A 24571-nucleotide genomic window follows, 5' to 3' on the forward strand; every position below is an offset into this window, starting at 1 on the left:
ACATGATTTTAATTAAAAATGGTAGAGTGATAGACCCTAAGAGTCAAAGAGATGAGAAAATAGATTTAATTATAAAAGAAAATAAAATCTATAAAATAGGTAATTTTGATGAAAATGATGAATTTGAAAAAATAATAGATGCTAGTGGGAATATAGTTGCACCTGGATTAGTAGATGTACATGTACATTTTAGAGACCCAGGATTTACATATAAAGAAGATATAGATAGTGGAGCTAAATCTGCAGCTAGAGGTGGATTTACAACCGTTATATGTATGGCAAATACTGACCCAATTGTAGATAATGAAGATACTTTTAACTATGTGAAGGAAAAAGCAAAAAATGCATGTATAAATGTTTTACAAGCAGCAGCTATAACAAAAGGTTTTGAAGGTAAAGAGTTAGTGGATATGGAAAATCTTAAAAAGGCTGGAGTTCCAGGATTTACTGATGATGGATTACCTTTAATGGATAGCAGTCTAATTATGGAAGCAATGATTAAGGCAAAAGAGTTAGATGTACCACTTAGTTTTCATGAAGAAGACCCTTCTTTAGTTGGAAATCCTGGTGTAAATGCAGGAAAGATAGCTTCAGAGCTTGGTCTAAAAGGTGCATCGAATGTAGCAGAAGATGTAATGGTTGCTAGAGATTGCATGTTAGCACTAAAAACTGGTGCTAAGATTGATATACAACATATAAGTTCTGGGGTTTCTGTTGATATGGTTAGATTTGCAAAATATCTTGGAGCAAACGTAGTTGCAGAAGCTTCACCACATCACTTTACACTGACTGAGGAAGATGTATTAGAGTTTGGAACAAATGCAAAAATGAATCCGCCTTTAAGAACTAAGTGGGATAGAGATAAGATTATAGAAGGATTAAATGATGGTACTATTGAGATAATAGCAACAGACCATGCACCTCATAGTAAAGAAGAAAAAGATAGAGAGTTTATAAAAGCTCCAAGTGGTATTATAGGGCTTGAAACTTCGTTGTCTCTTGGAATAACAAACTTAGTATATAAAAATCATCTTAGTATGATGCAGTTAATAGAAAAAATGTCTACAAATCCTGCAAAACTATACAATTTAAATGTTGGTTTTATAGAAGAAGGAGCAGTAGCAGATATTGTTATATTTAATCCTGAAGAAGAATGGATAGTTGAAGATTTTGCTTCTAAAGCTGACAATTCCCCATTTAGAGGTAAATCTCTATATGGGAAAGTTAATTATACTATATGTAATGGAGAAGTTGTATACAACGCTTAAGGTTGTGTTTTAAGGGTGGTGAATACAGTGATTGAAAGCAAAAGATTATATATTAGACAAATGAATCATAGTGATTTTAAGGAAATAAGTAAAATGTTACAAGATTCAGAAGTAATGTATGCATGGGAACATGCTTTTTCTGATGAAGAAGTTACAGAATGGATTGATAGAAATATACAGAGATATAATAATGATGGATATGGATATTTTATTGTTATAGATAAGTATATAGATAATGTAGTGGGGCAAATAGGCCTTATAAAACAGGACATAGGGTTAGGAATAGGTTATATAGTAAAAAGAGAATATTGGAATCAAGGTTATGCTACAGAAGGTGCTACTATATGTTATGCTATTAGAAACTTAAATGTAGATACTTTAGTAGCAGATATCAGACCTGAAAATATAGCATCTATAAATGTGGCAAAAAAACTAGGTATGAAGAAAATATCTGAGTGCGACAAGATTTATAGAGGACAAGTAATGAAACATGATGTCTACCAATTAAAAGTAACAGGATTAACTACAAAAATTGTTGAAATAGTAGATTATAATCCAAATTGGAAGTATGAGTTTGAAAAATTAAAATCTACACTAGAAAAGACTCTAGGTAATTCGATTTTGAAAATAGAACATGTTGGTAGCACATCTGTTGAAGGGCTTTCTGCAAAACCTAGATTAGATGTTGATATAATAATTGGAGACTATAGCTACTTAAATGATGTTGTCAGTAAACTAAAAAAATTAGGGTATAAACATCTAGGCAATTTAGAAGTAGAAGGAAGAGAAGCATTTTCTTATGAGACAACTAGTTTCATGGAGCATAATTTATATGTATGTCCTAAAGATGGGAAAGGATATTTAGAGCATATTAAATTTCGAGAGTATTTGAGACTAAATCCAGATAAGGTTAAAGAATATTCTGACTTAAAAAAGAAGCTAGCAAAACTTTATAGGTATGATGTTAACTCTTATTGTGATAACAAAACAGATTTCATAAGAGGCATAATAGATTAGATATTAATATTAAAAATATTTAAAGCAAATAATTCATTAGTAATTTTGAAAATAACAATGCACTATTATATTTGATTTGAAAAAGATTAAGTTCTTAATCTATCATATATAATAGTGCATTAAATATTTAAGCATGTTTTAGAAAACAATTTAAAAATAATAACTTATTAATGGAAATACTATTTATAAATTGCCTTTATAGGGTCTAGTTTAGAGGCTTTAAAGGCTGGTATTAAACCAAATACAACTCCAGTTAATATAGTAGCCAAAATAGCATAAAGTAAGCTATTTAAGCTAGGAATTGCTTCAAATCCAATGTATTTAGAAACATAGTTAGTAGCAATAAATCCAACTATAGTTCCTAAAATTCCTCCACATACCGTTATAAAAACAGCTTCAACTAAAAATTGAAATAATATAGACCTAGGTTTTGCACCAATAGCACGTCTTATACCAATCTCTCTTTGTCTTTCCATAACTGATACATACATTATATTCATTACACCAATACCACCAACAAACATTGCAACTACAGTTATTATAGATACATATTTATTGACATTAGAATTGATGCTTTCAAGATAAGCTGTTTGTTCAGTTGGGTCTGGTGTAGTATAAGAACCATTGATACCAGGATGCATTTCATATAGTTTAGCTATAATATTGTTTGCAACTTCATTCACATTATATCCTTTAGAACAAACTAAGTCTAACTGATAAATTTCAGTGGAGTAAGAGTTTTGACTCATTAGACTATCAAAAGCTTTTTTAGGTATAAGAGAAGTTATAAATTGCATATCTTGATAACCTCCTAAAAATCCTCCAGCTTGTTGTTGGTTAGAAGAATCATCCAATACTCCAATTATTTCAAATATAGTTCCATTTACATTAATACCATGGCCTAAAGCGTCTTCTGGATTTTCAAAAATTTCACTTGCACTTTGCTGTGTAAGTAGAATTACCTTTCTTTTTTCATCATCCAAGGAAAAATCTCTACCACAGATTAAATTTATTTTTGAATCTTTTTTTACTGGTCCAACTTCCACATAAGTCGTTTTTTTATCAAAAGATGCCTCAGAAGAATAAGTTGAATCAAGATTAAATCCATCTCTTGCAGGAGCAATTCTTTCTACACCTTCAACAAATGATAATTCTTCTAAATCTTTTGCATTGAATGGCTTTAAAAATATACTCATATCATTGGTAAGACCTGTGTTATCAGCTGATTCAAATGAAATAGTAGTTTTATTAGGATTAGCGTTATTTACAGATTTCTTGATTTCTTTTTGAAATCCATTACCTATAGAACTAACAAGTATTACTGAAGTTATTCCTATAATAATCCAAAGTAAAGCTACAAAGACACGAAGCTTGTGCCCCTTTAAATTAGCCAAAGAATTTTTTAATAAGCCCATGATTACACCTCCGAAGTAAACACACCATCTTTAAGTCGTATGACCTTAGTTGCATACTTAGTCAAATCCTGATCATGTGTAACCATTATTATAGTCTTGCCTTGTTCATTAAGTTCTGTCAAAAGTTCCATAATTTCCCTGCTAGTTTCACTATCCAATGCTCCAGTTGGTTCATCAGCAAAGATTATTTGAGGGTCATTTGCCAAACAACGTGCAATAGCTACACGTTGTTGCTGACCACCAGATAATTGAAGAGGTTTTTGTTTGATTTTATCTAAAAGCCCAACAGATTTTAGTTTGCTCTTAACAATTTCTTCTCTTTCAGATTTTTTTAATATTTTATTGTAAATTAGAGGTAGCTCTACATTTTGATATATATTTAAAGTTTCTATTAAATTAAATTGTTGAAAAACAAAACCAATATTGATATTTCTAAAAACAGAACGCTCATTTTCACTGAGATTAGTTACATCTGTGCCATCAAATATATATCTTCCTTCGTCAAACACATCAAGAAAACCTAAGATGTTAAGTAAAGTGGTTTTACCACTACCAGATTTACCCATTATCATGACAAATTCTCCAGATTCAATTTCTAAATTTAAGGATTTTAAAACATGTAATTCATCTTTCCCTACTTTGTAATATTTTTGAATATTTTCTAATTTAATTAACATATGTAAATTAATTCACATCCATATTAACTTCTTTTAAATTTTTGTCTGGAGTAGCATCTCCATTATTATTAGAGCCAGCAGTTACACCATCACCTTGAACTGGGTCTCCTTCTTTCATTTCTTTAGTAGGGTATTTTATTACTATATCACCTTGTTCAAGACCGCCTCTAATTACAGCAAAGTCATTATTTTTACTTGCAACATCTACAATTTGTTTTTTCAAGATTCCATCTAAGTCTTTAAATACATATGAGTGTTTTTTATCCTTAAGTACACAAGATGCTGGTATTTTAAAGCTTGAGTTAGCTACTTCAAGTGATGCTTGAAGATGGAATCCATTTGTCAACCCTTCTTGGTTATCAAATGCTATGTTTATATCATAATAAGATAAAGTACTTTGTTGAGCTCCCATCTCGCTACTTGGAGTAGATGGCTTATCAGATATAAAACTTATTCTACCAGTAAGATTTTGGTCAGTTGAGAAAACTAATATATTAACCATTTGGTCAATTTTCATCTTAGGTAAATCTTGTTCACTTGCTTGCCCCTTCATATAAAACTCTAGACCTTGAATAGTCATAAATGAAGCTGGTTGCTCTGGATTTCCAGTTTGGTCATTTAAGTATACAGTACCATCAAAAGGAGCAGTAGTTCTATCATATGCTTTCTTATCTAAAGAAGCTATCTGAGAGTTTAAAGCTGTTATTTGTGCATTTATAGAAGCTATAGCATCTCTATTTTCATCAATATTTGCAAGTGATATCTTTTGTTTTTTATATTGGCTAAGTTGTGATTTTAGACTATCTATTTCTGCTATTATAGTTGGATTTTTAGCAGTAAAAAGAAGGTCTCCTTGATTTACCTTTTGCCCATTTGTAACATTTACATCACTTAACTCATAATCTCCAGAAATATTAAAGTCTTTAGTTTGCTTAGGAACAACCATACCATTTATAAATATTTTTTCGTTTTCTGGAATAGTGTATGTTTCTATGAAGTTTTCATTAGTTTGTAATTCAGTATTTTTTGAATCGACATAAGCAAGTACCCCTAATATTAAAAGTATGATTATCACGATTCCTGCATAGATTTTAAATCTCTTGTTTTTAAAAGGATTATTTTTAAAACCTTTATTTTTAGCTTTGAAATTATTACTTCCAAAGCTAGTATTTTTAAAGCTATTACTCTTAAAGCTACTATTTCTAAATTTTTTATTTTTAAATTTTTTTAGAAAAGACATGTTTTCCTCCTTTGTATAAAAACTACTTATTATATACTGGGATGTACATATAGAATCATTATAAGAAGCATGTTGAATATAAGTCAAATGAAAATAACTTATCAATATATAAGATACTATAGATAATCTTTGAATGTAATAGTAATTTTTGTATATTGATTGTACTCTGAATCTACATCAATTTTATGGCCAAGTTTGTCACAAAGTTCTTTTACTAAATAAAGACCAAGCCCTGTAGATTTAGTGTTATTTCTTCCATTATTACCTGTAAATCCCTTATTGAATATTCGATTTAAATCTTCCTTTTTTATACCACAGCCAGTATCTTCCACCCTTAATTGTAAATAATTTTTGTGGGTTTTGCAATAGATAGATATATTATCTTCTATTGAGGCATATTTTAGGGAATTATTTAATAATTGCTCGAATATGAAGTGAAGCCATTTTTCGTCTGATAAAACTGTATAATTCAAATTATTTAAGTTTAAAATTATTTTTTTTGAGATAAAATATTTTGAATATTTTCTTATAATATCTCTAAGAATATTTTCAATATTTACTTCTTGAATCAAAAAATCTTTATGAAAATCTTCAAGTCTAGATAAATATAAAATTCTTTCAACAGAATTTTCAATTCTAAATATCTCTTTATCAATATCATCTGAAATTTTTTCTTCGATTAAATCTTCGTTTTGTTCAAGTACTAGTTTAATTATTGCTATAGGTATTTTTATATCATGTACCCACATACTCATAATTTCTTTATTTTCTTCAAATTTCTTAGTATTGATATCTATTATATCATCACACTGGTTTTGATAACCTTTAATTATATCCAAATATATTTTTTCTTCATTTGTACATTTAACTAATTCTATATCATTAGTACTAACTTTGAATGTATTATTTTTAATTTTCTCTAAAAATCTATTTTTCTTAATGTAGCCAGTAAGTATATATATAAATGAAAATACTATATTTACAATTAATATGTATACAATAGTATCTACTAAGAGAGCATCAATAGGAGAAAATATAATAACTGCTATCGTAAAAAGTAAGAAACCAAAGTTGTATACTAAAAATTCGAGTTTATCTTTGAGAAAATCTTTAAAACTCATAAATTCACCTACTTAAAACTATTTTAACTGATTATATAACCTAATCCTCTTTTAGTTTCTATAAAGTCTTCCAATCCAATTTCACTTAATTTTGAACGTATTCTGTTTACATTAACAGTGAGAGTATTATCATCTACAAACCAATCATTATCCCATAATTTTTTCATAAGTTTATTTCTACTAACTATTTTACTTTTATTCCTCATAAGTTCATGAAGAATTTTAATTTCATTTTTGGTTAGCTCAATAGTACTATCTTTATAACATATAGTTGCAGTTGATAAATCCAAAGTAACCCCATTATGGACAATTTTATTTGAATTATTATCAACAAAATTATAAGTTCTTCTTAAAAGAGCATTTACTTTAGCTATTAAAACATCTATAGAAAATGGTTTTTGTATATAATCATCTGCGCCTAGATTTACACCCATTATCACATCCATATTAGAATTTCTTGAAGAAATAAATATTATTGGAACTTTGGAAATTCTTCTTATCTCATTACACCAATGAAATCCATCATAAAATGGAAGATTTATATCTAATAAAACCAATTGTGGTTTATAATGCTTAAATTCTTCTATTATGTTTTCAAGATTTTCTATTTGATAGACAATATGTCCCCATTTAGAAAGACAATCTGCTATTTGATGTTTTAATGAAACATCATCTTCAATTACCATTATTTTAAACATTTTTACCTCCTAATCCAGAATAGTTATATTAACATAACTATATTTTACTTGATAAGTTCAAACATTTCTACCTTATAATTTAAAATAATTATATTAATATAACTATATTTTACTTGACAAATTATATTTTAAATATAATTCTAGTAAAAAGGAAGAAATATAATTAATACTTACAGAAATGTAACATTATATTAATATAAGTAAATGGTTAAAAACTACTTTAATATATATAATATATTTATAAGAATTGGAAAATGAGCAATTATGTTGAGGAGTGGTAAGTAATTATGGAAGAAATATTAATTGTTGAAAATATAAAAAAAGAGTATGGTAGAAAAGGCTCAAAATATGAAGCTTTAAAGGGAATAAGTTTTAAAGTTTATAAAGGCGAATTTGTAGGTATTATGGGTTCATCTGGAGCTGGAAAATCAACTCTTTTGAACATTATTTCTACAATAGATTTGCCTTCATCAGGAAATGTTTATATAGAGAATAAGAATATTATTAAAATGAAACAAAATAAATTAGCCGACTTTAGACGTGATAATCTTGGATTTGTATTTCAAGACTCTAACCTTTTAGATACATTAACTATAAAAGAAAATATAATGCTACCTCTTTCTTTAAAAAATGAAAAAGTATCAGTAATAGAAAGTAGAATAAAAGAAGTTTCAAAATCACTAAATATAGAATCAGTATTAGATAAATATCCTAATGAAGTCTCAGGTGGACAAAAACAAAGAGGCGCTGTTTGTAGAGCAATAGTAACAAAACCATCATTAATACTTGCAGACGAGCCTACAGGAGCATTAGATTCTAAATCTGCAAGGGATTTATTAAATTCTCTAGTAAAATTAAATAAAGATAACGATTCAACAATATTAATGGTAACACATGATGCTATAAGTGCAAGTTTTTGTAGTAGAATACTCTTTATAAAGGATGGAATAATCTTTACAGAACTTATAAAAGGAGAAAGCACAAAAGAATTCTATAATAAAATACTAAATACAGTTTCCTTAATTGGAGGAGTTAATAAAAATGAGTTTATTTAAAATTGCTATAAAAAATATAAAAAAGAACTTTTTAAGCTATTTTATGTACTTCGTTTCAATTGTATTTAGTGTATTTATATTCTTTAGTTTCAAGTCAATAGAGTACAATGAAGCCTTAAATTTACTTGGTAGAAAAACTAAAATAGGTATTAATACAAGTTCAATTGTAATAGTGGTATTTGTTTTTTTGTTTATATATTATTCAAATTCATTTTTCTTTAATAGACGTAGGCAAGAGATAGGTACTTATAGCTTGATTGGAATGAGAAAAAATCAGATAGGCAGAATATTTTTATATGAAACTTTTTTGATGGGAATCTTTGCAATATTAATAGGAATATCTTTAGGTTTTTTATTTTCAAAGCTTATGACAATGATTCTTGTAAAATTAATTAAAGAGATTATAGTAGTAAAGATGACTTTAAGTATAAGGGCTTTAATTCAGACATTAGGAATATTTTTAATAATATTTGTAGTAATTGGAATGAGAAATATTATAGTTATTAGGAATAAAAAAATTGTAGAGTTATTTAAGAAGTCACCAGAAAAATATACAAATAAAAGATTTATAAAGCTAAAGGGAACTCTTGGAGTTTTACTGATAGTATTTTCTTATTTAATGTCAGTTAGTCATTTCATTGTTGAAAACATAATGTTTTCAGCTTTTATATTAATTACAATAATACCAGGTACTTTTTTATTTTTTTCATCAATAATGTCGATAATTATAGATGTTGCTAAGAAGAAAAAAAGTTTTTATTACAAGGGAAGAAATCTAATTGCATTTTCAGAACTTGGATTCAAATTAAAGAATAATAGCAGAGTATTGGCAATAATAGCAATATTAATAGCTACAAGTGTAACTATGTTAGGATTTACAATATCAATTTATTACGATATAGATAGAAATATAAATGAAAACTACAAGTATAGTTATACTATAAATGCAGAAAATTCTCTTGTAAATAATGAAATCGATAAGCTGCTATATAAATATAAAGAAGATGATAAGGTGCTTTTTGATAAGACAGTAGAGTTTATAAGTAGAGATGTAAATTTTAAATTGTACTATAAAAAAGGAGGAGTTTATAGAGAAAATACAGTGATTGTAGATTTTATTAAAGAAAGTGATTTTAAGAAATTAAGACAATATCAAAACAGTAATTATGAAGAATTAACTTCAGAAGAGCATGTATATTATGTTTCAGATTCATATAAGAGAATGTTTCTTAAAAGTACTGGTACTCAAAAAATAGATGTATACATTAAAGAAAAAGAGAAGATGAATTTATTTACAGTTCAAAAAAATATTTTAGAGCCAGAAATAAATTTACAATCAACATTTGATTTAATTGTGGTAAAAGATAACATATTTAATAGATTAAAATCAGGAGGAGAATCGAGATTATTAAGATTAATTGATATAAAAAATGAAAAAAAAGAGTTTGATATGTCTTTAAGATTAAAAAATATAGTTGATAAAAATATGGAATCAACTTATCCTTTTAATTTTACATCAAATGTCGAAAACTATAATGATTTAATTAGAGTAAGTGGTCTTATGTTATTTATAGGTATATTTCTATCTGTAGTATTTCTTTTGTGTACAGGAAGTATAATTTTATTTAAGCAATTATCAAATATATATGATGATAAAGAACGATATATTATGCTAAAAAAACTTGGGGCAAATAATCAAGATATTGAGAAAATAATATCAAGACAATTAAAAGTTGTATTTTTGTTGCCATTAATTGTAGGTACAATTCATAATTTATTTGCTATGTCAATTGCTCAAAAATTTATAACTAGGCCATTACTTATACCAATTATTACAACACTAGCCATTTATTATATAGGTTATTTTATATATTATTTTATAACATTAAAATACGCTCAAAATATGATAATAGATTAAGTTGTAGAGTATTTTTTACTTAATAAGAATTAAATACTAAAAACAAGATAGCTTATCTAATCAAAACAAAAAAATATTATAATAATGTAATTAAGTCTTGGAAAAAGTTTGTATTTTGTATCAGTTGTATTAATTAATGTTATATAATAAATTTAAGGAAAATATAAAATAAAAATGACAAGGAGTTGAAAATTATGATGTTTGATGCTCATCAACATAAATATCCATCAATAAGAAATGTTATATATGCTAAAAATGGAGCAGTTGCAACTTCAACGCCATTAGCTTCTCAAGCTGGGCTTGAAATACTAAAAAAAGGTGGAAATGCTGTGGATGCAGCAGTTGCAACTGCTGCTACATTATCTGTAGTTGAACCTACAAGTAATGGAATTGGAGGAGACGCATATGCTCTTGTTTGGATAGAGGAAGAAAAACGATTATATGGACTAAATTCTAGCGGTTTTGCTCCAGAAAGAATGGAATTAAAAAATTACAAGAACATGAAAGAAATGCCAAAGTATGGATTTGGAGCAGTAACTGTACCTGGAATACCTGCAGCTTGGGCAGAATTAAATAAAAAGTATGGAAAACTTAGTCTACTAGAATGTTTATCTCCAGCAATTAAATATGCAAGAGAAGGATATGTTGTTTCTCCTAATGTATCAAAAGTATGGAAAAAATCCTATGAACTATATGAAAAAGAATTTGTTGGAGAAGAATTTAAGTCATGGTTTGAGACGTTTTCTAAGGATGGTAAAGCTCCAGAAGCTGGTGACATATTTGTATGTGAAGAGCATGCTAATACATTAGAAGAAATAGCCAATACACAAGCTGAAAGTTTTTATAGAGGTAGACTAGCAGATAAAATAGATGAGTGTTCTAGAAAGTTTGAGGGAGCTATAAGAAAAAGTGATTTAGCGAGTTTTTATCCAACTTGGGTAGAACCTATAAGCACAGAATACAAAGGATATAAAATATTTGAAATTCCACCGAATGGACATGGAATAACAGTCCTAATGGCATTAAATATATTAAAAGAATTGGACATAAAAGGAGATATAGAAAATGTAGATGACATACATAAGATTATAGAAAGCTTAAAACTGGCTTTTGCAGATTCTAAAACTTATGTAACTGATATAGAACATATGAAAGTAAAGGTTCAGGAATTATTAAGTCAAGATTATGCAAAAAAGAGAAGTTTATTGATTGATAATGAAAAAGCTTTATACCCAAAAGAAGGAGAACCATATTGTGGTGGAACTGTATATCTTTGTACTGCTGACAAAGATGGAAATATGGTTTCATATATACAGAGTAATTATATAAATTTTGGTTCTGGGATAGTAATACCAAACACTGGTATTGCACTACATAGTAGAGGTAATAATTTTAACTTAGACCCTAAACACCATAATGTAGTAAAACCATTTAAAAAACCTTATCACACAATAATACCTGGTTTTTTAGGTAAAGATGATAAGGCAATAGGTCCATTTGGTGTAATGGGTGCTTTTATGCAACCACAGGGACATCTTCAAGTATTAACGAGTATGATAGACTTTGGTTTAAACCCTCAAGAGGCATTAGATGCTCCAAGATGGCAGTGGATAAAAGGTAAAGAGATAGAAGTTGAATCAGAGATGCCAAGACAGATGGTAGATGCTCTTATTGAAAAAGGTCATGAGATAAAAGTAATTCATGATAATGTTGATATGGGTAGGGGACAAATAATCTTCAAAACAGAGCAAGAAAGTTATGTTTGTGCAACAGAGTCAAGATGTGATGGTCATGTTGCAGTTTATTAATATTGTAAACTAAATTTATATTTAATGACTAAAGGAATCTATATGAAATGATGATAATAAAAGGCGAAAGTCTACAATGACTAACGCCTTTATAAAAAACTAAGATATATAATATGCTAGATTTATTTATTATTAACTTTATTCTTGTCCAGTTTTAACTTCGTTGTCATCATAGCTAATCCAGTCACTAAAGCTACCAACATAAATCTTATGGGGCATATTAAGTTCTCTAAGTGCAAGGCTGTTAACACAAGCAGATATTCCTGAACCACAAGACAAAATTATTTCTTCATAATTGTTTAAATCCTTAAAGAAGTCTTTTAAAAATTCAGTATCTTTAAGTGAGCCATTTTCAAAATCACCTTTTATTAAATCCTTGCAAAAGTAATTTTTTGCACTAGGTATATGGCCAGCTTTTGAATATGCAGGTTCAACTAAACCTTGGTATCTTTCATTAGCACGACAATCTATAATCACAGTATTTTTGTCATATAATTTAGACTTAACATATTCCATTGGAACAACTAAACTGTCATTTACATTAGGCTTAATTTTTTTGTCTGTACAGTTTGGAATATTTATTTTTTCTTCTAATTCTCCACCTTCTTTTACAAAAGCTGTTATTCCACCATCTAATACATAGACATTTTCAAGACCTAAGTGTTTTAATTGGAAGAATAGTCTACAAGCACCATTTAAATCTCCATCATCATAAGCTACAATTGTAGTGTAATTATCAACACCCATTTTTTCTAACTTTTCTTTTAATATAAAAGGGTCTTGTAAAGGATTTTTACCGCCATGTTCTTTTGTAGGAGATGATAAATCCTTGTCTATATCCAAGATAAAGCTACCTTTTATATGTCCTTTTTTATAAGAATCAATACCATAAGTTCTATTGATAAGGTCAAATCTACAATCTATAACAACTAGATTATCATTATGTTCTAATTTAGATATAAGTTCTTTTGCAGAAATAATATTTTTCAAAAAACAAACCTCCTATTTTTAATTATTTTTATGTGTATTCATAATAATTATTAACTTTATAAATTAATATTATTATAAATTATTACATAAGTAAATAAATCTTTAGAAAATATAAAAATTTTATATAAAAATTCAAATAATTAATGAATATTAAAAATTTTAGATATATAATAAAATAAGAGTATATTTTAGTTTATATAAAAGCTGGTATTGCAATAGATTAAAGCCTTATACATGTTTAGTTTTTAAAGAAATCTGAGTTATTATGAAAACCTAGGTTAATTTATTAAACAAATAATTGAATAAAAAAAATTTATTATGTATTTATAAAATTTTTGTTACAAATTTGGCATAATATAGTATACTTTAAGTGTGTATTAGGTTAAATCTATAACAAATTATACATATAATATGGGTTTTAATATTTGTTGGAATTTAAACGTAATTTGTTAATATCAACTATTTGTAATTTGGGCAGTTATAATTATTTTACAGGGGGGATGTCCAATACAAAACATTTAATCGAGAACTAATATTGTATTATAATTAGAGTTATAGTTTTGTGTGTTTATGTTTTAATTAAATTTAAAGTGGGAAAAATATATTTGTTAGAATGGAGAATAGCGAGATGAGTAATAAAATAGTTAGTAAGAGACAATTAACAGATAGTATTTATTTGATGGAAATAGAGGCTCCTAGAGTTGCAAAATCTTCTCAGCCTGGTCAATTTATAATAATTAAAAATGATGAAAAGGGAGAAAGAATTCCTCTTACAATAGCTGATTATGATAGAGAAAAAGGAACAGTAACTATCGTATTCCAAACAGTTGGTGCTTCAACTAAGAAATTAGCAATGTTTGAAGAAAACGATTTTGTAATGGACTTTGTAGGGCCATTAGGACAAGCAAGTGAATTCATACATGAAGATATAGAAGAATTAAAAAATAAAAAAATCCTATTTGTAGCTGGTGGAGTAGGTTCTGCTCCAGTGTATCCACAAGTTAAATGGTTTAAAGATAATGGATTAGATGTAGATGTAATAATTGGTGCAAGAACTAAAGAATTAATCATATTAGAAGATGATATGAGAAAAGTAGCTAAAAATGTATACATATCAACAGATGATGGTACATATGGATTTGATGGAAGAGTTACAGATTTATTAAAAGATTTGGTTGATAATCAAGGCAAAAAATATGACCAAGCAATAGTAATTGGACCAATGATAATGATGAAATTTATGTGTCAATTGACTAAAGAATTAAACATACCTACTATAGTAAGTTTAAATACAATAATGATTGATGGAACAGGTATGTGTGGTGGTTGTAGAGTTAGTGTTGGAAATGAGACTAAGTTTGCATGTGTAGATGGTCCTGAATTTGATGGACATTTAGTTGATTTTGACCAAGCTATGAGAAGACAATCTATGTATAAAACTCAAGAAGGAAGAGCTATGTTAAAACTTGAAGAAGGCGATAGTCATCATCATAGTAATTGTGGATGTGGAGGTAACAAATAATGGATGCTAAAAAAGTAAAAGTACCAGTTAGAGAACAAGAACCTGCTGTAAGAGCAACAAATTTTGATGAAGTATGTTTAGGATACAATAAAGAAGAAGCTATGGCAGAAGCTAATAGATGTCTAGGATGTAAAAAACCAAAATGTGTAGGTGGATGTCCAGTAGGAATTGATATCCCAGGATTTATAACAAAAATTAAAGAAGATGATATAGAAGGTGCTGCTAAAGTAATAGCCAAGAGTAGTTCACTACCTGCTGTTTGTGGTAGAGTATGTCCACAAGAAAGTCAATGTGAAGGTGTATGTATACTTGGAATAAAATCAGATGCAGTATCAATAGGAAAATTGGAAAGATTTGTAGCAGATTGGTCAAAAGAAAATGATATAAACTTATCTGATACAGAACCTAAGAAAAATCAAAAAGTAGCTGTAATAGGAAGTGGACCAGCAGGTCTTGCTTGTGCTGGTGACTTAGCTAAAAAAGGCTATGATGTAACAATATTTGAAGCAATGCATGAACCAGGTGGAGTTTTAACTTATGGAATACCTGAATTTAGACTTCCAAAACAAGCTGTTGTTCAACCTGAAATAGATAATATAAGAAAATTAGGTGTAAAAATAGAAACTAATGTAATTGTTGGTAAAACAATAACAGTAGATGAACTTATAGAAGATGAAGGATTTGAAGCTATATTCATAGGTTCAGGAGCTGGTCTTCCTATGTTTATGAATATACCAGGAGAAAATGCTAATGGAGTATTTTCTGCAAATGAGTTTTTAACTAGAGTAAACTTAATGAAAGCTTATAGAGATGATTATGATACACCTATTAGTTCTGGTAAAAAAGTTGCTGTAGTTGGTGGTGGAAATGTTGCTATGGATGCTGCTAGAACTGCATTAAGATTAGGTTCAGAATCATATATAGTTTATAGAAGAAGTGAAAAAGAGCTTCCAGCGAGAGCTGAAGAAGTACATCATGCAAAAGAAGAAGGAATTATATTTAATACATTGACAAATCCTAAAGAAATTTTAGTAGATGAAAATGGATATGTTAAAGGTATGGTTTGTATAAGAATGGAATTAGGAGAACCAGATGATTCTGGAAGAAGAAGACCTATAGAAATAGAAGGTTCTGAATTTGTACTTGATGTAGATACAGTTATAATGTCACTTGGAACAAGTCCAAATCCATTAATATCTTCTACAACAAAGAGCCTTGATATAAATAAGAGAAGATGCTTAATAACAGATGAAAATGGTCAAACTTCTAAAGAAGGTGTATTTGCAGGTGGAGACGCTGTTACTGGAGCAGCAACAGTAATATCTGCAATGGGTGCTGGTAAAACTGCAGCAGCTTCAATAGATGAATATTTAAAAGCAAAAGTTAATGCTTAATTTGTAAATTAAATATACCAAGTTAGAATAATTTCTAGCTTGGTATATTTTTTTTGAAAAATTATATAATAAAGTCATAGTTACTATTGTAATATTTACTATTAAGCAACATAATTTTGTTTAATTATGGTAAAATAATATCGAATAAAGATTTTATAAGGGGGAAATAATGTGTGGTTGGTAGAATCAGAGTTATCAGACTTGACATTAGAACTTATACCTAAAAAGAATATTTTTGGTATAACGGTTACATATATTAGTGCAACAGATATTGAAAATGTAAGCATTTTAGATAAAGCAAGTATAAATTACTTAAAAAATAATATCCCATCATTAGAATATAGGCCTTTCCTATATAAAATTGAAAAATTAAATGTGCCAGTTTTAAATTATGAATCTCGTATAAAGGATTCATATAAATTTAAAGAAAGAATACTTTTGGATTATTCACATAGAGTAATGTCACAAGTTATTAAAGAGCCGATTGAGTATGTATTACAATAGTATAATTAATGGTGTTTAAATATGAGAAAAAGAGAAAAAATATTTGATGGATTAGTTTTTAGGTATATATTAATTTTATGGATGTTATTAATTTTAATTGATTTTACAAGTACAATTATATATGCAAGTAATTCTATGGAGGTTGCTTCTAAAAATATGATTGAAGCCTCAAAAAGAGAATTAGAAAATTATTTAAGTGTCAATGCATCCTTATTAAAAGCTCTTAGTCAAGACGATAGATTTTCTGATGCCAGAACTTCTCTAATTGAAAAAGGTAAGTTATTAAGACCTTATCAAAAACAATATAACCTTTTTATGCTTGGAATAACTGATGCACAAGGGAATACTTCAAGTACATATAGAGAAAGGGTTGGGACAATAAAAGACCGAACTCATTTTCAGAAGGTATTAGAAACAAAAAAAATGGTGATTTCTAACATTACAGTTAGTAAGGTTACAGGGGATAAAGTATTTATTATATGTGTACCTATTATAAAAAATAATGAAGTAACTGGAACTATTTTTGCTTCCTTTTATTTTCAAGATGTAAATAAGATAGTAAGTAGAAGTAATTCTGATGATTCTATTAAGTTTTTAATGGTAGATAAAAATTATGCCATTATTTCTCATCAAAATAAAGACTATGTCCACAATAAGACGGACATGTTTAGTATAGAAGGAAATATTATAGGGTCCAGTAAAAATGAAATTTTAAAAAATATAGATGAGAAACGTCAAGGTGGTTTTTTATCATGGGATAATTGGAAGTTATATAGTGCAAGATATACGAGTATCGAAGGAACTGATTGGACGTTAATATCAAGTTGTGATGTCTTTAAGAACTTTAAAAGCTTGATAATTGATTTTATAATCAAGTTATTTTTCTATATATTAATATTTTTGATATTGTGGAAATTAAGTAATGTTACACTAATAGAACAACTGAAAAAATTAGCTTACTATGATTCCTTAAGTGGAATAAAGAATAAAGAAAAGTTTAAAAAAGATTCTATATATATTTTACATAATTATTATAAGGATGATTTTTACTTAGTTCAATTGGATGTCAATAAATTTAAATACATAAATGAGATGTTTGGTTATACTGAAGGAAATAAGATATTAATACATATTGCAAATGTGTTAAAACACAATACAAACAAATATGAACTTTGTGCCAGAATGGATAATGACCACTTTATATTATTGCTTTCTTGTAATACTGATACTGACCTTTTAAATAGACTAGCTAAAATAAATAATGAAATATGCAATTTAAGTACTAGTAATTCTTCACAATATAAAATTGTTATGTCAAGTGGCATATATAAGATAAATAGAAGTGATGATATACAAAAAATTGACTTGTTAATTGATAGAGCGAATATTGCTGCAAAAACAAAAAAAGATAAGTATGAGCATTCATATTCATTTTTCAATGAAGATACAAGAAATCGATTATATAGAGAAAAGAAATTGGAGGATAATATGAATAAAGCTTTGGAAAAAGGCGAGTTTGTAGTATATTACCAACCAAAATATAGTTTAAATGATGGAAATGAAATTGAAGGAGCAGAAGCTCTAATAAGATGGAACAATCCAGATATAGGATTTATTTCACCTGTAGATTTTGTACCTTTATTTGAAAGAAATGGTTTCATTGTAAATATTGATATGTTTGTATTTGAAGAAGTATGTAAGACCTTGAGAAAGTGGCTAAACAAAGGTTATAACCCTGTGCCAATCTCAGTGAATATATCTAGAGTTCATTTACATAGAGATAATTTTATAGAGAATATTACTGAATTGATAAATAAGTATAATATATCTCCTAAGTTTATAGAACTTGAATTAACAGAAAGTGTTGTATTTGATAATTTAAATATATTAATTGATATAATTAAGAGACTTAAAAAGATAGGATTTCTTATATCAATGGATGATTTTGGCTCAGGATATTCATCCTTGAATCTATTAAAGGACCTTCCTTTTGATATTTTAAAATTAGATAGAGGCTTTCTAATTGAAACAACAGATACAAAACGTGGAAAAATTATTATTTCTAAGATAGTAGAAATGTCAAAAGCGATTAATATTAAAGTTATATGTGAAGGTGTAGAAACCAATGAGCAAGTAGAGTTTTTAAAAGAAATAGGATGCGATAAGGTTCAAGGTTATTTATTTGCTAAACCGATGGTACTTAGTGAATTTGAAAAGCTTCTAAAATTTTAGTTGAATTAATTATTAATACTAATTAGTTTGTTGATACCCTAACAATTAACTTACAAATATGTAAGTTAATTGTTAGGGTATTTTTATGGTTAAAATGGGATATTCACGATAATATATTACTGTAGTGAAAATAAAAAAGTAATGGAGAATATAAAATGAACATATTAAGTATTAAAAATATATCAAAAACATATTATGGAAAAGTTCCATATAAAGCATTAGATAGTATTAATTTAAGTATAGAAAAGGGCGAATTTGTAGCTGTTATGGGTCCATCTGGAAGTGGCAAATCTACTCTCTTAAATATAATATCTACAATTGATAAGCAGAGTGAAGGCCAAGTTATATTAAATGGACAGGATACAAGTAAATTAGAAGGAGAAAAATTAGCTGAATTTAGAAGAAAACAACTTGGTTTTGTATTTCAGAATTTTAATTTGATTGATACTTTGACAGTTGGTGAAAATATAATGTTGCCACTTACACTAGATGGTAGAAATGTTAAAAAAATGAACAGGGAAACTAAAAATATATCTGAATTTTTAGGTATTGATAAAATTTTAGATAGAAGGACTTATGAGATTTCAGGAGGACAAGCTCAAAGATGTGCAATTGCTAGAGCAATTATAAATAAGCCATCATTACTTCTTGCAGATGAACCAACAGGGAATCTTGATTCGAAATCCACTGATGATGTTTTAGAGTTATTTGCTAAAATAAACAAAGAACAAAATGTAACTACACTTATGGTAACTCATGAAGCATATAGTGCAAGCCATTCAGATAGAGTTGTTTTTATAAAGGATGGATGCATATATACAGAGATAAAGAAATCAGGCACGAATAGTTCTTTTTACAATAAAATACTATCTGTCTTGTCTCAAATAGGAGGTGTAAGGTAGTGACTTTTGGAAGATTTGCTTATAATAATATAATTAGAAATTTTAGAGCATATTTAGCGTATTTTTTAAGCTCAATTTTCTCTATAATGATATTTTTTGTATTTGCAGTATCTATGTTTCATCCAATTATAACGGATTCTGGAATCCAAAGTGGTTCTACTGCATTTATGGCTCTTATGATTTCAGAATTAATAATATTAGGATTTAGTCTGCTTTTTATATTATATTCCTTAGGAAATTTCTTAAAATCTAGATTAAGAGATTTTGGAGTTATAATAATAATTGGAATGAGTAATAAACAATTGAAAAGATTGATATTGATTGAAAATTTAATAATAGGATTATTAGCAATAATGTTAGGAATACTTTTAGGGCTATCTATTTCTAAGTTATTTTTATTGTATTTAGGTAAAATATTTTATATGAACTTGACAGAAAGTTACTTTCCAATAAAAGCGATACTAATGACAATTATATCTTTTATGTTATTATTTTTGATAACAGGACCACTTAGCTTAAAATTGTTAAACAAAAATAATATTTTTGAACTTTTAGTAGGCACAAAGAAACCTAAAAAAGATATAAAACCTTCAAAATTATTTGGAATACTTGGTATATTATGTCTTATGACAGGATATGCTATGATGCTATTTGTTAATAAGTTAAATATAAATGGTGATATGTACATGATAGCGCTGTTGATTACTCTAGGAATGTTTTTATTTTTTTCTCAGTTTACCATTTTAATATTAAAGCATATGAAAAATAGAGAGAAGTTTTATAAAAACAAAATAAATATGTTGCTTATAGGTAATTTAGTATATAAGATGAAAGATAATTCTCGATTATTGTTTTTAATGACAATACTTTTATCTGGTACTTTAGTAGCATTTACAACAACTTCAACACTTGTAACTTCACAAGGTAAATCCTCTAAAAATAATTTTCCAATGGTTTACTCATATTTCTCAGAAGACAATAATAACAAAAAATATGAGGACTTAGAAGAAATTAGAAACACAATAAAAGAATATGATTATAAGGAATTAAGTTTTCCTATGCTTGAATATAATAATGAAGTATTATTAAGTATGAGTAACTATAATAAATTATCAAAACAATTGGGATTAGATAAAATTAATCTAAGGATAGATGAGGGCATTATAGTTCCTAGATATAATTCTAAAGAGCATATAAATTCTTTAAAAGAAATTAAAGCTTATAAGATAAAAAATGTAAACATAAAGATAAAAGAATCAACAGATAGGATAATTTTTCCTACAGGTATGTTTAGTAAAATTATAGTTATACATGATAATTTATATAATAATATACAAAGTAAGTTTTCAAAAATAAACTTTCATGGATTTGATTATGAAAACTGGCAAGATAGTGCTGATATAACTGAAGCATTAAAAGAAAAACATTTTAATCTAGATAGAAATGATATGAAGTCATATTTTTTAACCTTACCAGATATGTATTTAGCTGAGTTACAACAAAGTAAAATTCTTCAATTTATGGGCATTTTCATAGGTGTTATTCTGTTTATGGCAGTTCTTAGTTTTTTGTATTTTAGACTATACACAGATGAACCTTTTGATAAGGTTAAGTACAACAATCTATCAAAAATAGGTCTATCTTTTAAAAATATGAATAAGATTGTTAGTATAGAGATAGGTATACTATTTTTTGTACCTTTTATCATAGCTATTGTAAATAGCATATTTTCTTTACTCTTTTTAAATAGTGTACTAAACAATAGTTTTAACTTAAAAAATTGGGGTATATTATTAGTGCTCTCATGTATATATTCACTTTATTTTCATTTACTAAAGAAATTTTATATTAGAAAAGTTTGGTTTTTTGATTAAAGTGGTATATAATATATATTATAGAAAATTAATATTTAAAAAGTAGTTAATATTAAGGGAGGGCATATGCACCTCCCTTGTAATATGTGGAAAATTAAATATTAGAAGAAGGAGGAGACTTGATGGATAATCAACAATTATTAGGAACGGAACGAATCAGTAAATTACTACTGAAATACTCTATACCGGCAATAATAGGTATGCTGGTAAATAGTCTATATAATGTGGTAGACAGAATTTTTATTGGGAACATACCAGGGGTTGGACCACTTGCAATAACAGGTCTTGGTGTTACGATGCCAATAATGACAATAATACTTGCATTTGGTATGTTGATAGGAATAGGAACAACGACAACTATATCGATAAAACTTGGGCAAGGTAAAGTAGAAGATGCAAGGAAACTTATAGGAAATGCAATGACATTAGCTGTAGTTACAGGAATTATAATAATGGTACTTGGGATATTATTTGCAAATAAAATACTTACATTATTTGGAGCAAGTGAAAATACATTAATATATGCAAAGACATATATAAATATCATCTTATTAGGAACAATAGTAAATCTTCTATCCTTTTCTTTAAATCACTCAATAAGAGCTGATGGTAGCCCTAAGATTTCAGCAGGAATAATGATAATAGGATGCCTAACTAATATAGTTTTAGATTGGATGTTAATATTTGGATTCAATATGGGAATACAAGGAGCTGCAATTGCTACAGTAACTTCTCAAGCTCTTACAGCTATTTTAACTATAGGCTACTATATAAGTGGAAAATCAAATTTAAAATTCAGTAAATCTCATTTAAAATTAGATAAAAGATTAGTAGGTGCAGTATTTGCAATAGGAATGTCACCATTTGCTATGCAACTTGCAGCAAGCTTAGTTCAAGTAATATCAAATATTGCACTTAAAACTCATGGTGGAGATTTAGCTATAGGAGCTATGGCTACAATTTCTTCTATAGCAATGGTATTTTTAATGCCTATCTTTGGAATAAATCAGGGAGCGCAACCCATTATAGGTTTTAACTATGGGGCTGAAAAATACGATAGAGTTAAAAAAGCATACTTAGGTTCATTAGTAGTAGCTACTATAATCTTATGCATGGGTATGGTAGTAATTATGCTTTTCCCAGAGGCAATTATAGGGATATTTAATAAAGACCCTGAGCTTATGAGTATATCTGTAGATGGTTTAAAAATATACCTACTTATGTTACCAATTGTAGGTTTATCAATTACAGGAACAAACTTTATACAATCTATAGGTAAAGCAAAAATGGCAATGTTATTAAGTCTTCTAAGACAGGTAATTTTATTGATACCAGCAGTAATAATTCTTCCTACATTCTTAGGTTTAAAGGGTGTATGGACAGCTCAACCAGTATCTGACTTTATAGCCACAGTAATTACAGGTGTAGTAGTATTTAGAGAGTTGAAAAGATATACACCTAAAAGTGAACGTTTAAGTGAAATAACAACTGAATAAAAAGTATAATTTCAGATAAATAAGTAAAAAATTGTAAAAAATACAATTATATGATAAAATAAAACCGCTGTCAAAAAGAAGAGAAATTCTAATTATGGAGTGATTTTATGGAATTTACAAAAAAAAGCAAATTAAAAAATATGTATGTAAACATGAATGTAGCTAGAATGTTGTCTAAGATAAATGAGTATAAGGGTAGACAACTGCTTTACAAAAAACAACCAAAAGAAATTTTAGAAAGTCTAGAAAAAAAATCTTTAGTAGATTGTTCAGAATCTACATATATTGGAAATCAAAAAGAAAGTAATACTTTTAATTTAGAAAAATTAATAAGCAATGAAGTCACACCTAAAAGTAGAGAAGAGTTAAGTATTGTTGAATACAGAGATGTAGTAAAAACTATTAACAGTGCTTATGAGAGTATACCAATAAGCTCACAAACAATTCTTGAACTTCATGGATACTTATATAAATTTTCATCTACCAGAGGGGGAAGCTATAAATCAGAAAGTGGATTCTTTGAATATAATTTAAAAAATAGTGACTTCATAAATGTTGATGCAAGTGTTAATAAGGTTGAAAAAGCTGTAGAAGAAATATGTGAAGCTTATAATACATTGATAGATGAGGATGAAATTGATATATTAATATTAATTTCTGCATTTGTGTTAGATTTCATCTTGATACATCCATTTAAAGAAGGTAATATAAAAATGGCAAGAGTACTTATACTATTGCTGTTAAACAAAAATGGATATGAAGTTGGAAGATATATAAGTTTAGGAAAAATATTTGATGACAGTTCATATGAATACTATAGTAACTTAAACTATTTGAAGTCATCTATAGGGAATGAAAAATCAGATATGAATGCTTGGATTGAATATTTTTTAGAAACTATATTGACTGCATATAAGAAGTTAGATGACAGTTTAAATGTATCTGATAAGAAAAGACAGACAAAAACTAGTAGAATAGAAAAAATAATAAATTCTACTCTTGGATATTTTACAAAAGAAGATATAAAGGACTTGTGTCCTGATATTCCAGAACCTACTATAAATAGAGTTTTTAATAATCTAAGAAAACAAGATAAGATAGAGGTTGTTGCAAGGGGAAGAAGCGCAAAATGGAAGAAGAAGTATTAAAAAATACTTTAATAATTTTAATGGTATAGTGTTAAAGCACTATACCATTTTTTATTGAAATTAGAAACTCTGAGAGGAATTTACATAACTTTATGGAACACTTATCTTATCTAAAATACTATAGGTAATTTCTTGATTAGAATTTTAAAATATTTAAAATTATATTATATAATAAATTATGTTTTATTCCTGTACTCTATCAATTTACTTTTTAAGATTATTTAACAAATATATTTCTATTAACTTTATAATTTAATTACAGAATAGAATGGTTATTTTTGTGAAATAATAA

At 27.4% G+C, this 24571-nt stretch carries 19 protein-coding genes; 13 read left to right on the forward strand and 6 right to left on the reverse strand.

Annotation, left to right across the window (positions count from 1 at the left end; genetic code table 11):
* Positions 1–2: 2 nt before the first annotated feature.
* Positions 3–1268 (forward strand): dihydroorotase, encoded by a 1266-nt coding sequence (locus IC214_RS16590; RefSeq protein WP_227432910.1) that lies wholly within the window; start codon positions 3–5, stop codon positions 1266–1268.
* Positions 1269–1295: 27 nt separating this feature from the next.
* Positions 1296–2285, forward strand: a complete 990-nt coding sequence (locus IC214_RS21215) for a GNAT family N-acetyltransferase (protein WP_227866817.1) — start codon at positions 1296–1298, stop codon at positions 2283–2285.
* 179 nt (positions 2286–2464) lie between these two features.
* Here the strand turns inward: IC214_RS21215 and IC214_RS16600 are convergent, their stop codons facing one another.
* The 5 genes from IC214_RS16600 to IC214_RS16620 form a co-directional block, all read right to left on the reverse strand.
* Complete coding sequence (locus IC214_RS16600) at positions 2465–3700, reverse strand: ABC transporter permease (RefSeq protein ID WP_227432912.1); 1236 nt, start codon at positions 3698–3700, stop codon at positions 2465–2467.
* Positions 3701–3702: 2 nt separating this feature from the next.
* A complete protein-coding gene (locus tag IC214_RS16605) occupies positions 3703–4377 on the reverse strand; it encodes an ABC transporter ATP-binding protein (protein WP_227482338.1) in 675 nt (224 codons plus the stop codon).
* 7 nt (positions 4378–4384) lie between these two features.
* Positions 4385–5617: an efflux RND transporter periplasmic adaptor subunit gene (locus IC214_RS16610; protein ID WP_227823741.1), complete on the reverse strand. Its 1233-nt coding sequence runs from the start codon at positions 5615–5617 to the stop codon at positions 4385–4387.
* 116 nt (positions 5618–5733) lie between these two features.
* On the reverse strand, positions 5734–6738 hold the full coding sequence (locus tag IC214_RS16615) for a HAMP domain-containing histidine kinase (protein WP_227432915.1): 1005 nt from the start codon (positions 6736–6738) through the stop codon (positions 5734–5736).
* Positions 6739–6761: 23 nt separating this feature from the next.
* Positions 6762–7436: a response regulator transcription factor gene (locus IC214_RS16620; protein WP_227432916.1), complete on the reverse strand. Its 675-nt coding sequence runs from the start codon at positions 7434–7436 to the stop codon at positions 6762–6764.
* 287 nt (positions 7437–7723) lie between these two features.
* On the opposite strand from IC214_RS16620, the gene IC214_RS16625 reads away from it, so the two are divergent.
* From IC214_RS16625 to ggt, 3 genes are all read left to right on the forward strand, one after another.
* Entirely contained in the window at positions 7724–8491 is a 768-nt protein-coding gene (locus IC214_RS16625) for an ABC transporter ATP-binding protein (RefSeq protein WP_227432917.1), read from the forward strand.
* Positions 8478–10409, forward strand: coding sequence for an ABC transporter permease (locus IC214_RS16630; RefSeq protein ID WP_227823742.1), 1932 nt, complete (start codon positions 8478–8480; stop codon positions 10407–10409). Before IC214_RS16625 ends, IC214_RS16630 begins: the two co-directional genes overlap by 14 nt.
* A 194-nt stretch (positions 10410–10603) precedes the next feature.
* Positions 10604–12217, forward strand: a complete 1614-nt coding sequence (gene ggt, locus IC214_RS16635; RefSeq protein ID WP_227432919.1) for a gamma-glutamyltransferase — start codon at positions 10604–10606, stop codon at positions 12215–12217.
* 138 nt (positions 12218–12355) lie between these two features.
* Here ggt and IC214_RS16640 read toward each other — a convergent pair whose 3' ends face one another.
* Positions 12356–13207 (reverse strand): sulfurtransferase, encoded by an 852-nt coding sequence (locus IC214_RS16640; RefSeq protein WP_227823743.1) that lies wholly within the window; start codon positions 13205–13207, stop codon positions 12356–12358.
* 628 nt (positions 13208–13835) lie between these two features.
* On the opposite strand from IC214_RS16640, the gene IC214_RS16645 reads away from it, so the two are divergent.
* From IC214_RS16645 to IC214_RS16680, 8 genes are all read left to right on the forward strand, one after another.
* A complete protein-coding gene (locus IC214_RS16645) occupies positions 13836–14729 on the forward strand; it encodes a sulfide/dihydroorotate dehydrogenase-like FAD/NAD-binding protein (RefSeq protein WP_227432921.1) in 894 nt (297 codons plus the stop codon).
* Positions 14729–16123 carry an NADPH-dependent glutamate synthase gene (gene gltA, locus IC214_RS16650; RefSeq protein WP_227432922.1) on the forward strand — a complete coding sequence of 465 codons (1395 nt, stop codon included), beginning with the start codon at positions 14729–14731 and terminating at the stop codon, positions 16121–16123. The genes IC214_RS16645 and gltA overlap by 1 nt, the downstream gene beginning before the upstream one ends.
* A gap of 171 nt (positions 16124–16294) precedes the next feature.
* Positions 16295–16627, forward strand: coding sequence for a hypothetical protein (locus IC214_RS16655; RefSeq protein ID WP_227866818.1), 333 nt, complete (start codon positions 16295–16297; stop codon positions 16625–16627).
* 21 nt (positions 16628–16648) lie between these two features.
* The gene (locus IC214_RS16660; RefSeq protein WP_227866819.1) at positions 16649–18859 is read left to right on the forward strand and encodes an EAL domain-containing protein; all 2211 of its coding nucleotides are present in this window, start codon (positions 16649–16651) and stop codon (positions 18857–18859) included.
* 155 nt (positions 18860–19014) lie between these two features.
* Positions 19015–19761: an ABC transporter ATP-binding protein gene (locus tag IC214_RS16665; protein ID WP_227866820.1), complete on the forward strand. Its 747-nt coding sequence runs from the start codon at positions 19015–19017 to the stop codon at positions 19759–19761.
* Positions 19761–21635 carry an ABC transporter permease gene (locus IC214_RS16670; protein ID WP_227866821.1) on the forward strand — a complete coding sequence of 625 codons (1875 nt, stop codon included), beginning with the start codon at positions 19761–19763 and terminating at the stop codon, positions 21633–21635. Before IC214_RS16665 ends, IC214_RS16670 begins: the two co-directional genes overlap by 1 nt.
* 122 nt (positions 21636–21757) lie before the next feature.
* On the forward strand, positions 21758–23131 hold the full coding sequence (locus tag IC214_RS16675) for an MATE family efflux transporter (RefSeq protein WP_227482349.1): 1374 nt from the start codon (positions 21758–21760) through the stop codon (positions 23129–23131).
* Between the two features lie 107 nt (positions 23132–23238).
* The gene (locus IC214_RS16680) at positions 23239–24279 is read left to right on the forward strand and encodes a Fic family protein (RefSeq protein ID WP_227432928.1); all 1041 of its coding nucleotides are present in this window, start codon (positions 23239–23241) and stop codon (positions 24277–24279) included.
* Positions 24280–24571: the final 292 nt, after the last annotated feature.

The organism is Clostridioides sp. ES-S-0190-01, assembly GCF_020658275.1.
Taxonomy (GTDB): domain Bacteria; phylum Bacillota; class Clostridia; order Peptostreptococcales; family Peptostreptococcaceae; genus Clostridioides.